16 protein-coding genes are annotated in these 14883 nt (G+C 38.6%); 10 read left to right on the forward strand and 6 right to left on the reverse strand.

Translation table 11 applies throughout. The features are described from left to right. The first annotated feature begins 53 nt into the window (after window positions 1–53). From FCJ93_RS10760 to FCJ93_RS10770, 3 genes are all read left to right on the forward strand, one after another. The gene (locus tag FCJ93_RS10760; protein WP_095311372.1) at window positions 54–1619 is read left to right on the forward strand and encodes a Na+/H+ antiporter NhaC family protein; all 1566 of its coding nucleotides are present in this window, start codon (window positions 54–56) and stop codon (window positions 1617–1619) included. Between the two features lie 331 nt (window positions 1620–1950). Beyond that, a complete protein-coding gene (locus FCJ93_RS10765; RefSeq protein WP_095311370.1) occupies window positions 1951–3459 on the forward strand; it encodes a sodium-dependent transporter in 1509 nt (502 codons plus the stop codon). Further along, window positions 3459–3566, forward strand: a complete 108-nt coding sequence (locus FCJ93_RS10770) for a methionine/alanine import family NSS transporter small subunit (protein ID WP_095311369.1) — start codon at window positions 3459–3461, stop codon at window positions 3564–3566. The genes FCJ93_RS10765 and FCJ93_RS10770 overlap by 1 nt, the downstream gene beginning before the upstream one ends. A 90-nt stretch (window positions 3567–3656) precedes the next feature. On the opposite strand, the gene FCJ93_RS10775 is transcribed toward FCJ93_RS10770, so the two are convergent. After that, window positions 3657–4646 carry a M23 family metallopeptidase gene (locus tag FCJ93_RS10775; protein ID WP_095311367.1) on the reverse strand — a complete coding sequence of 330 codons (990 nt, stop codon included), beginning with the start codon at window positions 4644–4646 and terminating at the stop codon, window positions 3657–3659. A gap of 248 nt (window positions 4647–4894) precedes the next feature. Between FCJ93_RS10775 and lipA the strand changes: the two genes are divergently transcribed. Continuing rightward, complete coding sequence (gene lipA / locus FCJ93_RS10780; RefSeq protein ID WP_095311365.1) at window positions 4895–5812, forward strand: lipoyl synthase; 918 nt, start codon at window positions 4895–4897, stop codon at window positions 5810–5812. A gap of 203 nt (window positions 5813–6015) precedes the next feature. Here the strand turns inward: lipA and FCJ93_RS10785 are convergent, their stop codons facing one another. Next, entirely contained in the window at window positions 6016–6576 is a 561-nt protein-coding gene (locus FCJ93_RS10785; protein ID WP_137743671.1) for a YhcN/YlaJ family sporulation lipoprotein, read from the reverse strand. 147 nt (window positions 6577–6723) lie between these two features. On the opposite strand from FCJ93_RS10785, the gene FCJ93_RS10790 reads away from it, so the two are divergent. Continuing rightward, window positions 6724–6999 (forward strand): YutD family protein, encoded by a 276-nt coding sequence (locus tag FCJ93_RS10790; protein WP_137743672.1) that lies wholly within the window; start codon window positions 6724–6726, stop codon window positions 6997–6999. Between the two features lie 38 nt (window positions 7000–7037). On the opposite strand, the gene FCJ93_RS10795 is transcribed toward FCJ93_RS10790, so the two are convergent. The 3 genes from FCJ93_RS10795 to glpX form a co-directional block, all read right to left on the reverse strand. Next, window positions 7038–7298, reverse strand: a complete 261-nt coding sequence (locus FCJ93_RS10795) for a hypothetical protein (protein ID WP_137743673.1) — start codon at window positions 7296–7298, stop codon at window positions 7038–7040. Window positions 7299–7433: 135 nt separating this feature from the next. Next, window positions 7434–7700, reverse strand: coding sequence for a DUF3055 domain-containing protein (locus tag FCJ93_RS10800; protein WP_137743674.1), 267 nt, complete (start codon window positions 7698–7700; stop codon window positions 7434–7436). A gap of 24 nt (window positions 7701–7724) precedes the next feature. Next, entirely contained in the window at window positions 7725–8696 is a 972-nt protein-coding gene (gene glpX / locus FCJ93_RS10805; RefSeq protein WP_137743675.1) for a class II fructose-bisphosphatase, read from the reverse strand. 269 nt (window positions 8697–8965) lie between these two features. Between glpX and FCJ93_RS10810 the strand changes: the two genes are divergently transcribed. The 3 genes from FCJ93_RS10810 (at window position 8966) to FCJ93_RS10820 (ending at window position 11596) form a co-directional block, all read left to right on the forward strand. Further along, window positions 8966–10267 (forward strand): EAL domain-containing protein, encoded by a 1302-nt coding sequence (locus FCJ93_RS10810; protein ID WP_137743676.1) that lies wholly within the window; start codon window positions 8966–8968, stop codon window positions 10265–10267. A gap of 30 nt (window positions 10268–10297) precedes the next feature. Beyond that, entirely contained in the window at window positions 10298–10735 is a 438-nt protein-coding gene (locus tag FCJ93_RS10815; RefSeq protein ID WP_137743677.1) for a DUF86 domain-containing protein, read from the forward strand. A gap of 93 nt (window positions 10736–10828) precedes the next feature. After that, window positions 10829–11596 carry a TIGR01457 family HAD-type hydrolase gene (locus FCJ93_RS10820; protein ID WP_095311350.1) on the forward strand — a complete coding sequence of 256 codons (768 nt, stop codon included), beginning with the start codon at window positions 10829–10831 and terminating at the stop codon, window positions 11594–11596. Window positions 11597–11901: 305 nt separating this feature from the next. Here the strand turns inward: FCJ93_RS10820 and FCJ93_RS10825 are convergent, their stop codons facing one another. Further along, window positions 11902–12402: a phosphatidylglycerophosphatase A family protein gene (locus FCJ93_RS10825; protein WP_095311348.1), complete on the reverse strand. Its 501-nt coding sequence runs from the start codon at window positions 12400–12402 to the stop codon at window positions 11902–11904. A gap of 296 nt (window positions 12403–12698) precedes the next feature. Between FCJ93_RS10825 and yutH the strand changes: the two genes are divergently transcribed. Beyond that, window positions 12699–13703, forward strand: a complete 1005-nt coding sequence (gene yutH, locus FCJ93_RS10830) for a spore coat putative kinase YutH (RefSeq protein ID WP_095311393.1) — start codon at window positions 12699–12701, stop codon at window positions 13701–13703. A 150-nt stretch (window positions 13704–13853) separates the two neighbouring features. Then, window positions 13854–14831: a 2-hydroxyacid dehydrogenase gene (locus FCJ93_RS10835; protein WP_095311346.1), complete on the forward strand. Its 978-nt coding sequence runs from the start codon at window positions 13854–13856 to the stop codon at window positions 14829–14831. The last annotated feature ends 52 nt before the right edge of the window (window positions 14832–14883 follow it).

Below are 14883 nucleotides of genomic sequence, written 5' to 3' on the forward strand. Positions count from 1 at the left end.
GTACTAAATGACATTATCTTAGGCTCCCTCCATTTAACAGAGGAGGAACAAACATGTCAAACACATTTTTTTCATTATTACCCCCAATTGTAGCAATAATAATGGTTATTTTAACAAGAAAGGTACTGCTCTCGTTAGGGGTAGGGATTGTTGCTGCCGCATTTTTGCTGGCGGAATTTAAGATTGGTGAAACTTTGCTGATTATTCTTGAGGCCATAAAGGGAATATTTATTGATAATGGGGCTCTTAATACTTGGAACGTCTATATTATTTTTTTCCTGCTTATTCTTGGAATGATTACGGCATTCATATCTATTTCTGGTGGAAGCCGTGCTTTTGGAGAATGGGCAATGAAGCGCGTACGTACAAGAACTGGAGCTCAGCTAGTTGGAGTTGTTTTAGGAATTATTATTTTCATTGATGATTATTTTAATGCTCTGGCTGTAGGGCAAATCTCGAGACCAATTACAGATGGTCAGAAGGTCTCTAGGGCAAAACTTGCTTATTTAATTGATTCGACATCTGCACCGGTTTGTGTTGTTTCGCCTATTTCAAGCTGGGGAGCTTATATTATTGCGATTATCGGATCTATTTTTGCTACACATCAGATTACGGAATACACTGCATTCTCCGCTTTTATTCAAATGATTCCAATGAATTTATACGTTTGGGCTACATTTGCAATAGTTTTCCTTGTGATGTTTCGAAATATCAATTTGGGACAGATGAAGCTTCACGAAGAGAGAGCAATTACAGCAGGACAATTATATGATCCGGAAAAAACCATTCCTGGAGAGTTGAAAGAAGATTTACCAGTTAGCACTAACGGTACGGTTGGCGATCTTGTATGGCCAATTATTGCATTAATTGTTGGAACAGTAGGAGCTATGCTCTGGACAGGAGCAAATGCAGTGGAGGGAAAAGCAGCTCTTCTCGCCATATTTGAAAACACAGATGTGGCTGCGTCCCTATTATATGGTGGTCTAATTGGATTATCCGTTACGATGCTTTTGTATATCCGTCAAGTGACTGTGAAAAAAGGAATCTCGGGAAGTACCTTTTCAATTGGTGTTGTAGAAGGAATAAAGTCAATGCTGCCAGCAGTCTATATTCTTCTATTTGCGTGGTTGATTATTGATCTTGTCGGCCAAATGGAAACAGGTAAATATTTAGCTGGAATTGTTGAAAATTCGCAAATGAACACTGCCTTTCTACCAGTTATTCTTTATGTTATTGCTGGTATCATGGCATTTGCTACTGGAACATCATGGGGCTCCTTCGGGATTCTGTTGCCAATAGCTGGTGAAATTGCAGTTTCTACTGATGTAACACTTTTATTGCCGGCAATGGCAGCCGTTTTGGCTGGTGCAGTATTTGGAGATCATTGTTCTCCTATTTCTGATACGACTATTCTGTCATCTACGGGAGCTGGTTCAAATCATATGGATCATGTGTTAACTCAGTTGCCGTATGCAATCATATCAGCAGTTATAGCTGCATGTGGATATCTTTTCATCGGCTTTACAGGAAGTACACTTGTTGCACTTGTAGTCGTCGCGATTCTTTTAGGGGTATTTTATTTTCTATTTGGCAATCAAAACAAGGAAGTGTTGAAATAGATAGAAAGAAGTGAAAGGGAAGATGAGTGGATTCGTCTTCCTTTTTGCTGGATTCGAAAGGCTGCTTAAAATTGCGTGCTCCGTAACATAACTTTACGAATGGAAGAATAGAGATTTATTGGAGAAATCAGTTTGTTTACGATAATAATCAAAAGAAAGAAATACTTTATTAGAAGAATTATTACTTTTTCTAAAATAATGTTTTGACAGATAGAAAAAAACTAGCTATACTAATTTTAGTTAAAGTGAATAGTCTGAAAATATAAAAAGTTTCCATTCTTCATTGAATTAAGGAAAAAGGATGGATTCGTCATGGGAGGGAGAAAGGACTATGGAAAATCGTCCGCAATGGGGGACAAGAGCAGGTTTCGTTTTAGCCGCAATTGGCTCTGCTGTTGGCTTAGGGAATATTTGGCGATTCCCGGCAGTTGCATATGAAAATGGAGGAGGGGCATTTTTCCTGCCGTATTTGTTTGCCTTACTGACAGCTGGGATTCCTCTACTCATCATGGAATTTACTCTGGGCCATAAATATCGCGGTTCGGCCCCATTAACATTTGCACGTTTGAATAAAAAGTTTGAATGGTTGGGCTGGTGGCAGGTCGCTATCTCATTTGTGATTGCCACATATTATTCGGTTATTATTGCATGGGCGCTTTCTTTCACTGTATTTTCTTTTGATTTAAAGTGGGGAAGTGACACCGAAGGATTTTTGTTTGGAGAATATTTACAGTATAGTGATCCAGGGACAGTTGGAGGGATTGTTCCAGGCGTATTTATTCCATTAATACTTGTTTGGATCATTACATTAGGTATTTTATTTAAGGGAGTCAAAAAAGGAATTGAAGTAGCAAACAAAGTAATGATTCCAGCACTTGTTATATTATTTTTAATCGTAGTAATTCGTTCGGTTACATTAGAAGGAGCTGCCGTAGGGCTAGAAGCTTTTTTCAAGCCAAATTGGAGTCAAATTGCCAATCCTCAGGTATGGGTAGCGGCATATGGACAAATCTTCTTTAGTTTATCTATTGCTTTTGCTATTATGATTACGTATTCTAGCTATCTTCCGAAGAAAACAGATATAACTAATAACGCATTTATTACCGGTTTTGCCAACTCAAGTGTTGAATTGCTAGCAGGTATTGGGGTATTTGCTGCTCTTGGATTTATGGCTACTCAAGCAGGCGTTAGTATCGATGAAGTGGTCGCCGGTGGTGTGGGATTGGCGTTTGTCGTATTCCCGCAGATTATTAATGAATTCCCAGCATTAAATGGATTCTTTGGCTCTCTATTCTTTATTTGTTTATCTCTTGCAGGATTAACATCATTAATTTCAATCGTTGAAACTTTTGTTGCGGGAGTAGAAGATAAGTTTAAAGTATCTCGAATAAAGTCGGTGGCTATTGGTGGTGGATTAGCAGCGCTCATTTCCATACTTTATGCGACAAGAGGCGGACTAAACTTCTTAGATGCGGCTGATTACTTTATTAACCAGTTTGGTGTTGCACTTGCAGGTCTTGTTGAAGTTATTGTAGTTGCTTGGTTCTTAAAAGAACTTAAGAATATCCGGGATCATGCAAACAACATTTCCGATATTCGCATTAGTACATGGTGGAATATAAGTTTAGGCATTATCACACCAATTGTACTAGGATTTATGATGGTTCAAAATATTATTACGAATATTAAAGAAAATTATGAAGGTTATCCAACTAGCTTCCTTCTCTATTCTGGATGGGGAGTCGCAGTTGCAGCAGTGATATTAGGGATTGTATTTTCAACATTTAAGTGGCAAAAAAATATGCAATCTGTACCTGAACAAAAGGGGGTCTCTAAATAATGTCGGTAAGTTCAATTGTCATGATGGTTGTCGGTATGGTCATTATTTGGGGAGGCTTAGGGGCAAGTATACTTCATGCCGTGAAAAAAGCAAGACAGGCTAAATAAATCGATTAAATAGGAACGGGCAAAAGGTTATGCAGCCTTTTGCCTGTTTTTTGGTTTTTCTGTTCATTCCTACCGAAATGTAAATCATCGTTATTTTCTAGCCTTTTGCCGTTCTTGTCTTTCCCAAAGTCTTAAGTGTGGATATGGATCAAACGACCATTCTGTATAGCCATTATCCTTATACATTCCATAATGGAGGTGAGGCGGAAATTTCCCTGATGTTCCTGGTGGGCCATAACCAGAACTGCCCACACCACCAATTGGCATGCCAGGTTCAACAATTTGTCCGAGCTTTAAGTCTTTAGTAAATCCGCTTAAGTGAGCGAAATAATGATAGTTATTATGAATGTCACGAATACCTACTCTCCAACCTCCGTAGCGGTTCCATCCCTTCATTTCAATTATCCCGTAGGATGTCGCCCGTACTGGAACCCCATAATCGGCAAAGATATCTGTACCTTCATGAATTCTTCGACCGCCCCAGCCTCGTGCATCTCCCCATGTATTTTTATAGCTATGATTGCTTCTTAAAGGAACGGGGAAGGCATGGCCTTCCAGATCAATTCTGCCAAAATGCTTATAAATTTTCGCCTTGTCAATGATGATTCCGACCGTTTTATCCCGCTTATAGTAATCCCATAATGCGATTTTTATATTGTCATGATTAACTCCGTATGTCAGAAGGTATTGAGCAAAAGCATGGATGACATCTTCATCATCGTTCATATCAGCTTTCCCATCACCGTTTCCATCATAGCCCATTCCGTTAAAAAATTTGATTGAGGTAAGATTTTGATCCTCCAGGTTTGGGTTTAATATTCCGACCCACTCTTCAGGTTTAAAATAAATACCGATAACTCCATCTGTGTCAGGGAGATCACGCCTTGCGTTGCGAATATTGCGCTCATACTGATCGACAGCAGCCATATAGTACCACGGAATATTGGTAACTGCTTCTACACTTTTATAGAGATTCATTCTTTGAGTATATACATTCTCTTCCTCTTTTGCTTGAACGGGGCTGAAGCTAATTAACAGGAAAAATATGAATATGGGCAAAATTAATCGAAAATAGCGCACAAGAATCCTCCTTTAAAAATGGTCTATCCTAAATAAGTAAGGAGTTAGGAATAATTTCAAAGCCGCTTTCTTTTAAGTGATTCACATAACTTAGTTTGTGACATTGATTGGAATAAATAAATATCAATAAATGGTAATAGAGGACAATAAAAACAACTTTCTTGTCTGATGCTTTTCAGTATGATAAAGTGACATGAGTAGTATTTTGGTACATATAAACACTGATCATTAAAGGGATGGTGTAGAAATTGAGTCAGAAGCAGGAGCAATTACGTAAACCTGAGTGGTTAAAAATAAAGCTGAACACAAACGAGAATTATACAGGTCTGAAAAAAATGATGCGTGAAAAAAGCCTTCATACAGTTTGTGAAGAAGCGAAATGTCCTAATATTCATGAATGCTGGGCTGTAAGACGAACAGCAACTTTCATGATTTTAGGTGATACATGTACAAGAGCTTGTCGGTTCTGCGCTGTAAAAACGGGACTGCCAACAGAGCTCGATTGGCAAGAGCCAGAAAGAGTCGCTGATTCTGTTGCACTTATGAATTTAAAGCACGTTGTAGTAACTGCGGTTGCACGTGATGATTTAAAGGATGGAGGAGCGGCTGTTTTCGCTGAAACTGTCAGAGCGATACGCAGAAAAAGTCCTTTTACCAGCATTGAAGTCCTTCCATCGGATATGGGCGGAGTGTATGAAAATCTGGAAACATTAATGAATGCAAAACCAGATATCCTCAACCACAATATTGAAACAGTTAGAAGGTTAACCCCAAGAGTTCGTGCCAGAGCAAAGTATGAGCGTTCTTTAGAATTTTTAAAGCGTGCAAAAGAAATGAATCCAGACATCCCGACAAAATCAAGCTTAATGATTGGTTTAGGGGAAACGAAGGAAGAAATTATTGAAACAATGGATGATCTACGTGCAAATGACGTCGATATCATGACGATTGGACAATATTTACAGCCAACAAAGAAGCATTTGCCAGTAATCAAATATTATCACCCAGATGAGTTCCAAGAGCTAAAAGAAATTGCCTTAAGTAAAGGATTTAGCCATTGTGAAGCAGGTCCACTTGTTCGTTCATCATACCATGCAGATGAGCAAGTAAATGAAGCAGCGAAGCATAAGCAAATGCTTGCAGAGCAACAAGCAAATGAAGCATAAATAAAAAGAGTTCGGCTTTGAAGCTGAACTCTTTTTATTGTTTTAAGAAACGAGCAATTTCGTTGGTTTTGCATGGTAATTTTTATTTTAGGGCAAGTCGTGATCACTCTGACGAGCCACTAGAAGTGCTGTGACCATTGTTTGCTATTATCGTGCTTCATCTAAGATAGTTTGAAAAGTATTTCATACGCTTTTTGTTGTTGCTACTGTCCTTGAGGTGATTTCTTTATTTCTTTAATTAGTTGATCAATGGCATACTCGGCTTTTCGACTATCAGAGTCCATCGTAGCAAAGCTTTCAACATTTTTTCTTAAAGCAGTATTATCGGTGACAAAAATGTCAAACCAACGTGGAACGACAGACATTGCTGTTTTTTTAACTTGATCGGCTTTTTCCTTGCGATTATCAGAATCGGTTGCATAAACAATGATCACTTCTTCTCCTGTTACAAGGGTAGAGACATCATCTACATTAGGAATATCCGTACATAGCTTGCTTATGATATCAGCAGTCTTTTCTCGATCCATCGCTGCATAGTGATCATTTGCGACATTTGTCCCGGTTACCGGTGCTTTTTGATGGCGAACATAGCCGAAATCTTCCGGTTCATTTTTTCCATTTTTATTATAAATATCTGCACGCTGGTCATTAACATTAATCGTATTTCCACTTTCATTATAAAGCCCTTCCACTGCTGAGTCGTTATTGCATGCAGCTAATAAAAGCAGGAAACCGATACTAACGATAAGAGAACGTTTATTCATCATCTACACCTCCACATTTGTAGTATGAACAAATTTAGAAATTTTTCACTTAGTAAATTAATCAAGTTCAAATTTATGCCCTTATTGTGAAAAAGGCGGTAGACAGTATATAATGAGAACATAGTGTGTCAAAAAGAGGTGATGGGTTTGATCTGCATCAATAATATATGCTACGAGATCATTGAGGAAAGAGGAGAAGGTTTTAACGAAGAGGCTTTTCAAGGCAGATATAGCGATATTTTAAGTAAATACGATTATATAGTAGGTGATTGGGGCTATGGTCAACTTCGCCTAAAAGGGTTTTATGATGATAAAAATCAAAAAGCAACTTTTGATACAAAAATCAGCACATTGACGGAATATATTTATGAATTTTGTAACTTTGGCTGTTCTTATTTTGTTGTAAGGAAAGTACAGGGGTAAAGAGCGCACCAGTGAAGACACACTGGTCGCTCTTTTTTCTATTCATCCTTTTTATCGTGGATAGGATGGGAACCCTCCATTTGTCGTGGAGTATCCTCATGTAGTGTTCGATTTTCATACGTAAAACCACTGTTAGAGCGTTGCCCTTTTTGCCAGTCACCATCTTTATTTTGCACTGGTTTTTGCTGAGCAATCGGCGATCCGAAAGGCCCTTCAGGGAACTCTTCCGCATTTATAACTTCCCGTTGTTTCTCGACATTGGAAAAATCCTGGTATTGTTCATTTCTCTTGTGCGCCACCTTAAATCACTCTCCTTTCTCGTAGTATTAACTAATTATTTGTAAAAAGGAAAGGTAACTTTTGCTGTTCTTAGTGTTGTAATGTGGGAGTTCCAAGAAAAAAAGAGGCTGCCTTTTTTGACAACCCCATGAATGTTAAATCACTTCATATAAAAACTGCCTTAATTCTTCCGCATCTTCCTCGGATAATTGGAATGCATACTCTAAATAGCCTTCTTCTTTTAAGTCATCTGGACCGATGATAGCATAGCGGCTTCCCTGCATATCAAGGACGATTTGTTTTCCATAATGACGATCAGATTGAATAATCGCTAAATCGAATCGATTGTTTTCTCCCATAAAACTTACAAACCGAGTTTTTGTATCGACTAAATCGTTATATAAGTAAAATCTTTCTGACATAATACCCCTCCTTTGCTTCGCTTATTAAGTAAACATGAGTAAGTGTGGTTTACTCTCAAGATGATGATGCGTTTTAATGTATCTAACCGTTTTTGTTTTACTGCGCATCACAATAGAGTCAGTTTCAGCTAAATCGCCACCAAGAAAACGCACTCCATTTAATAGCTCTCCATTAGAAACTCCAGTTGCTGCAAAGATTGCGTCATCCCCTGAGACTAAGTCGTGTAATAATAATAATTGTCGAGGTTCTTGCAAACCCATCTTTATGCATCTCAGTTCTTCTTCAGGAGAATGAGGCACTAATCGTGCCTGCATATCTCCGCCGAGTGCTTTTATGGCAGCGGCGGAAATTACTCCTTCAGGTGCTCCGCCAATTCCGACGAATAAATCGACTCCGGTTTGTGGCAATGCCGTGGCGATTGCAGCTCCAACGTCACCGTCACCAAAAAGCTTGACCCGAGAGCCTTTCGCTCTTATTCGTTCGATCAATTGCTCATGGCGTTCTCGTTCTTGAATGATAACAGTGAGATCTTGAACACGTTTGTTATTTGCTTTTGCTACTATATCAATCGTTTTTTCGATCGGATCAAGCAAGCTAATTTTCCCTGCCGCTTGTTTGCCAACTGCAATTTTTTCCATATACATATCTGGTGCATGGAGCAATGTTCCTTTATCAGCAATCGCTATTACAGCCATTGCGTTATTATGACCCTTTGCTACAATACTTGTTCCTTCTAACGGATCAACCGCGATATCCACCTTTGGCCCTGTCATTGTCCCTAGTCGTTCTCCAATATAGAGCATCGGAGCTTCGTCCAATTCTCCTTCACCAATGACGACGGTTCCATCCATATTAACAGAATCGAACATTTTTCTCATGGCATTTGTTGCTGCTTCGTCGGCCTCGTTTTTCTTTCCTCTCCCCATCCAGCCGGCAGATGCCAATGCTGCCGCTTCGGTTACTCGGACAATTTCCAATGCTAGCTCACGTTCCAAAACCTTTCCTCCATTCAACTATTTTCCAGTAATATGTCAGCACTTCACATTTTATCCACAATCGTATATTGTGATTTTATTTCACTTCTCTATCTTAACAAAAAAAAGGCCATTCAACATTGCTATTCTTGACAAATGATTCACAACTTTTAAATGCTTTTGTTTTGTAAAAATAGTAGACTTTCACAAAGAAGGGAAATATACGCAATACTAAAATTGTGCTACAATATCGTTAGCATCGATGTGAACACTTGAGAGGACTGATCCCATTGGCTCAACTTAAAGATATTGGTACAAATGTACTGAAGTGGACAAGAATTGTTTTGCCATTTAAGAGACTGCGTTATTTTCCCCCACAGTTTATCGTTAGAAATCCTGTTGTTGAAGGGGTCAAATTGGCTTTTAAGCAAGGATGCGAAGTTGCTATATTAGTGTTCAACATCAACAATTTGAAGGAGTTGCATGGTCTGTTAGGAGAAGACTATTATCGAGCTTTTATAAAAGAGTTGAAGCTCTCCTTTCGTACGGTCGTTCAACTAGAGCTATGTGATGAGGATGTGTTAGTCCTCCACGATCACTATAGTGATGGATTTACACTGTTTTTAAAAGTTGACCAGAATTGGGGCTGTGTTTTTGAAATTGACGCAGCATTGAGTAAAGTGATAAAGGAAGTTAAGCAGAAGCTGTCTCTTTCATTTCCTTGCGCACAACCAGAATTTGAATCTGGTTACATGTTTATTGAAAAGAAACACTATTCGATTCAGGAAGCGATTTACAAGGCTCATCAGCAGGCATTAGCAATGGCTGAGAAACGAATCGACTCCGAGTTTAATGAAATGTTATATATGATCCGAAAAATTGTCTCTAAAAAAGAAATCAGGCTTTTGGCGCAGCCCATTATAGATGTAGAGTCAAAGGTTGTGAGAGCATGGGAAATGTTAACGCGTGGACCAAGGGATACTGCTTATGAAAGCCCGCTGACCTTGTTTTCGGTAGCTAGACAGACTGACTATTTATATGACTTAGAAATGATCGTACTCGAAAAAACATTTGAACAAATCCAAAAAACAGCGTGTAAACATGCTATTTTTGTTAATTTCACTCCACTTTCCTTGGGCAATAAAACTTTTATTCGCGACTTGAATAAATTGCTGGAGCGTTATAAAAATATACCTCCGAGTCAATTTACGATAGAGATAACCGAACGTGATTCAATTGAAGGAATTGAATTGTTATTAGACAACATTAAGGCATTGCGGTGCATCGGTTTTCAAATCGCAGTAGATGATACGGGTTCAGGCTATGCCAGTTTGAATACAATAAGTGCGATCATGCCAGATATTATCAAAATTGATCGCTCTGTTATTCAAGATATTGATAAGAATCCAGTCAAGGAATCAATGCTAAAGGGATTGTTATTAGTAGCGAAAGAAACAGGTTCCCTTGTTGTGGCAGAAGGAATTGAAAACGCAGAAGAGGCGTCGGTATTATCACGTAATAATGTTGACCTTGCTCAAGGCTATTTCTTTGCAAGGCCAGAATCCCTACAAAAGAGCTTAGCATCGAGTTAATTTTGCTTATTGATGAAAGGATTGAAACAGATGTATTTTGTCGACCGAGAAAAAATCGAAAGCATATTGGCATTTGTTGATCAACAATTATTGCTTTTTGAAGAAAAGAGAGAATGGAAGACTGCCGTTGAAAAAGCAGCCCTTGAACGATTGTGCCATACAATTATTGAAGGGATATTGGACGTTGGAAATGCAATGATTGATGGTTTTATTATGCGGGATCCAGGGAGTTATGACGATATTATTGATATATTAGAGGATGAAAAAGTCATCTCAGTTGAAATGAGCAAAGGGTTAAAAGCGATTATTTCATATCGTAAAATGCTCGTACAAAATTATACAGAGATTGTCCATGAAGACCTTCAAAGGGAATTTCAGCACGAGCTAGAGATTTTGAAAAAATTCAGTTTACATGTACAGCAGTATTTGCTCAATGAACTTGGGCCAGTTTCGGCATTTCGAAATTAAGGCGGATGATAGAGGCGCTCTAGCAGGAGCGTTTTTGCGTTTTTTAGAATCGGATGGGACAATGAAAAGAATACTTCTTAGAGGTGAAATAAGTTGAGAAAATATAACGGCTATTTAATCGATTTAGACGGAACGATGTATAAAGGAACGGAGCTAATTCATGAAGCTGCTGAGTTTGTGAAGCAGCTCAGAAATTTAAATATCCCATACTTGTTTGTCACGAATAATTCTTCTCGAAAGCCTGCCCAAGTCGCTGAAAAGCTGAGGGCGTTTTCCATTCCGACGGAGGATGAGCAAGTTTTTACAACCAGTCAAGCTACGGCTAATTATATTTATGATCTTAATAAGGATGCATCCATATATGTGATTGGTGAAGAAGGGATTCGGACTGCGATTGCTGAAAAAGGGTTTCGTTTAGCTGAAGAAAATGCTGATGTTGTCGTAGTGGGAATTGATCGTGAGATTAGCTATGAAAAGTTGGCTGTCGCTTGCTTGGCCGTTCGAAATGGTGCTACATTCATATCGACAAACGGTGATATTGCAATCCCGACAGAAAGAGGTCTGCTTCCTGGTAATGGCTCGCTTACCTCAGTTATCGCTGTATCGACACAAACACGACCAATTTTCATTGGGAAGCCTGAATCGATCATAATGGAGCAGGCACTTGCTGTCCTTGGTACTACTAATGAGGAGACGATTATGGTAGGAGACAACTACGATACCGACATATTAGCTGGAATAAATGCTGAAATGGATACATTATTAGTTCATACAGGGGTAACGAAAAAGGAACATCTTCCTTCTATTAAAGTAAAGCCTACTTATATTGTTGATTCTCTCGCAGAATGGGATTTTAAATAAGAAGAGTGTTATCCAATCTTGAAGTTCATTTTGAAATAACGGGATAACTAAAATATCCCGGCGAAAAATCGAAATATATCAGCTAAAATTGAAATATATCGGCGGAAAATCCAATATATCGGCGAAAATCGAAATATATCGGCGAAAATCGAAATATATCAGCGAAAACCGAAATATATCAGCGAAAACCGAAATTTATCGGCGAAAATCGAAATATATCAGCGGAAAATCCAATATATCGGCAGAAAACGAAATATATCAGCGAAAACCAAAAAGGCGGGCAGTCCCCGCCTTTTTCTGTACATTCATTCTGTATTGGCAGCACGATGGGCCAAACGACTTGAGGCAGCGGCTGCAATAGCTCCAACGATATCATCGAGGAAAGTATGGCATTTTCCTGTAGATTTATCATTGAGTTTACCTAGTATGCCAGGTTTCATTTTGTCAATGAAGCCGTAATTAGTAAAACCAATTGAACCGTATACATTCACAATCGAAAAAGCCAAAATTTCATCGACACCATAAAGGCTTTCATCTGTTGCAAGTATGGACTGAAGAGGTTCTTCTAATAAACCTTTATCTGCTAACATATCTAGCTGGATTCCAGTTATGATTGCATTTTGGACCTCTCTTTTTGAGAGTACCCTTTCTACATTTTCAATGCAATCCTCCATTTGCAAATTAGGGTGATATTTTTCTTGGAGGTAAAAAACGAGATCCGCGATGTCCTGAATTTTTACTCCTCTTTCTAGTAACCACCTTCTTGCCGTTTTTTCAACAATATCAACATTTTTCTCTTCAGACATTTGATTCACCCTTTTTAAAAATATTATGTGGTTTAGTACTCGAATGTTCGATGTGGAAGGCGCGTGCAGTTGCTTTTCAAGTTATTTACGTGATCCTTATTAAATTAGGATATGCACTATTTTAGGATTTATCATCGGGCCTTCTGTAATGAAGGACGAAATACAGCGACATATACTAATGATAGCATTTCATCATCTGTTTTGCATAAATCAAGTTAAAGCAAACAAAAAAACAATATTCCCAGAGTGTAGTCATATACATTTTATAAGGACATAAGAGGCGGTAGGTGAAAAAGATGCTTCAACGGATTATTCAACAGTATTATGGAATTAGTATACAAGAACAATTCAAACTGGGTCCATATGATGCCTGTAGGGATCAACAAAATCTGTATTTCCTTGTACCAGTTACAAATATGGAAGAAGCAAGCTTGGTGGAACTTGAACAATTAGCCCTACATCTTGTGAATTATGGTGATTCCTCAGTTTGTCAATTTCTTAAAACGAATGACGGCCAATCATTTGTTGATTTAGAAAATCAGCGCTATTGTATATTACGAGCAGGTGCAATGGATAAAAGAATGAGACGTGCCGGAAGAAAATTAGCTAAATTTCATTATCGCGGCAGGGCAGTCCCATTTGAAGTAAAGGGCATTAGCCGGATCGGAATGTGGAAATCCTTTTGGGAGCAGAGATTGGATCAGATGGAACGAGTCTGGAATGAGCAGTTGTTTCAATCTCCTGAAAATGAATTTGTGAGAATGTTTATTGAATCTTTCCCCTATTATATGGGACTTGCGGAAAATGCGATTCAATATTTAAGTGATACTGAGCAAGATGATGAGCCGCTTGCAGTTGATAGCGGCACTGTTTGTCATCTTCATTTTTCTCCAAGAACATGGGGAGAAAATGGGGCGCTGAGAAATCCTTTTGATTGGGTATTTGATCATTGTGCTAGAGATTTAGCCGAATGGACGAGGGAACGGTATTTCCAAAATATTAAAACATATGAACCCGATGTACGTCAGTTCTATCAAGATTATGCCAGCGTATCAACCCTTTCTTCATTTTCCTGGAGACTGCTTTTTTCCAGACTTTTATTCCCCCTTCATTATATGGATTGTGTCGAGGAATATTATATTACTCCATCCGAGCAAGTAAAGCTTGTACAAGAGGAAAGATTAAGGAAAATTTTAGCACAATCACAAGATTATGAAGAGTTCCTACGGGATTTTTATCCACTTGCAGGAGCGCCCATTCGACGTTACCAGATCCCAATAGTGGAGTGGTTAGCGAAATAATTCGTTCTCTTTTCGTAAATTCTTATCAGAACTTTTTTATAGGAATACTTGGAGTAGTTCTGGTTAAAAAAGTATAATAAGGCTAGAGATTTTTTTCTAGAGGGTGAAAAAAACTTTTAGAAGATAAACAAGAGGGAAAAGGAGCAGCAGATGAAACCATATGTTTTTATAACAAGAAAATTACCAGATGAAGCAGTAGAAAAATTACGGGCAAAATATGATGTGAAAATGTGGGAGAAAGAGGATGTGGGAGTTCCGCGCTCCCTCTTATTAGAAGAAGCTGGGAGAGCAGATGCTTTATTAACAATGTTGTCAGATCAAATTGATGAAGAGTTGCTGAGCGCAGGAACCCGCTTAAAGGTAGTCACAAACTTGGCAGTAGGCTATGATAATGTGGATGTCGAGGCGGCAACTAAGCATGGTATCGCAATTTGTAATACTCCTGATGTTTTAACGGCTGCAACTGCTGATTTAACGTTTGCATTATTGATGGCAACTGCACGGAGAATCGTTGAAGGGGCAGAGTTTATTAAAGCCGGTCAATGGAAAAGCTGGAGTCCGCTTCTTCTTGCTGGACATGATATTCATCATAAAACGATAGGAATTGTAGGAATGGGGGGCATTGGCTCAGCTGTGGCGAAAAGAGCAACTGGTTTTGAAATGGAGATTTTATACCATAATCGCTCAAGAAAAAATGATGTTGAAATGGAGTTAGGTGCTACATATTGTTCGTTTGAACAACTGATCGAACGTTCGGATTTTGTCGTCTGCTTAACGCCACTGACAGAAGAAACGAAAAATTTGTTTACCCGTGACGTTTTTCGCCGCATGAAAAAAACGGCTATTTTTATTAATGCATCGCGCGGACCTGTGGTAAATGAAGAGGATCTCTATGCTGCGCTAATGGACGGAGACATTGCAGCAGCAGGATTGGATGTATTTGCAAAAGAACCAATTGATCAAACGCATCCATTATTAACTTTGTCAAATGTAGTCGCAATTCCCCATATTGGCAGTGCAACGGTAGAGACAAGATTGAATATGATTCAACTTTGCCTTGATAATATTGATGCAATTCTTTCAGGTAAAGAGCCAAAAACACTTGTTAATAAAGAGTGGAACAAATAAATAACTGTAGTACGTCAATGGATTTGAGTTCAGACTGCATGCACCCGATGAA

It is taken from the genome of Robertmurraya siralis (assembly GCF_005502275.1).
Taxonomy (GTDB): Bacteria; Bacillota; Bacilli; order Bacillales; family Cytobacillaceae; genus Robertmurraya; species Robertmurraya siralis.

What these genes read in the sequence shown, in the direction of transcription:
- FCJ93_RS10770 (WP_095311369.1), top strand. Translation starts at nt 3,459, where the DNA reads ATGTCGGTAAGTTCAATTGTCATGATGGTTGTCGGTATGGTCATTATT.
- FCJ93_RS10760 (WP_095311372.1), top strand. Translation starts at nt 54, where the DNA reads ATGTCAAACACATTTTTTTCATTATTACCCCCAATTGTAGCAATAATA.
- FCJ93_RS10825 (WP_095311348.1), bottom strand. Translation starts at nt 12,402, where the DNA reads ATGTCTGAAGAGAAAAATGTTGATATTGTTGAAAAAACGGCAAGAAGG.
- FCJ93_RS10785 (WP_137743671.1), bottom strand. Translation starts at nt 6,576, where the DNA reads ATGAATAAACGTTCTCTTATCGTTAGTATCGGTTTCCTGCTTTTATTA.
- FCJ93_RS10815 (WP_137743677.1), top strand. Translation starts at nt 10,298, where the DNA reads ATGTATTTTGTCGACCGAGAAAAAATCGAAAGCATATTGGCATTTGTT.
- FCJ93_RS10835 (WP_095311346.1), top strand. Translation starts at nt 13,854, where the DNA reads ATGAAACCATATGTTTTTATAACAAGAAAATTACCAGATGAAGCAGTA.
- FCJ93_RS10800 (WP_137743674.1), bottom strand. Translation starts at nt 7,700, where the DNA reads ATGTCAGAAAGATTTTACTTATATAACGATTTAGTCGATACAAAAACT.
- yutH (WP_095311393.1), top strand. Translation starts at nt 12,699, where the DNA reads ATGCTTCAACGGATTATTCAACAGTATTATGGAATTAGTATACAAGAA.
- FCJ93_RS10765 (WP_095311370.1), top strand. Translation starts at nt 1,951, where the DNA reads ATGGAAAATCGTCCGCAATGGGGGACAAGAGCAGGTTTCGTTTTAGCC.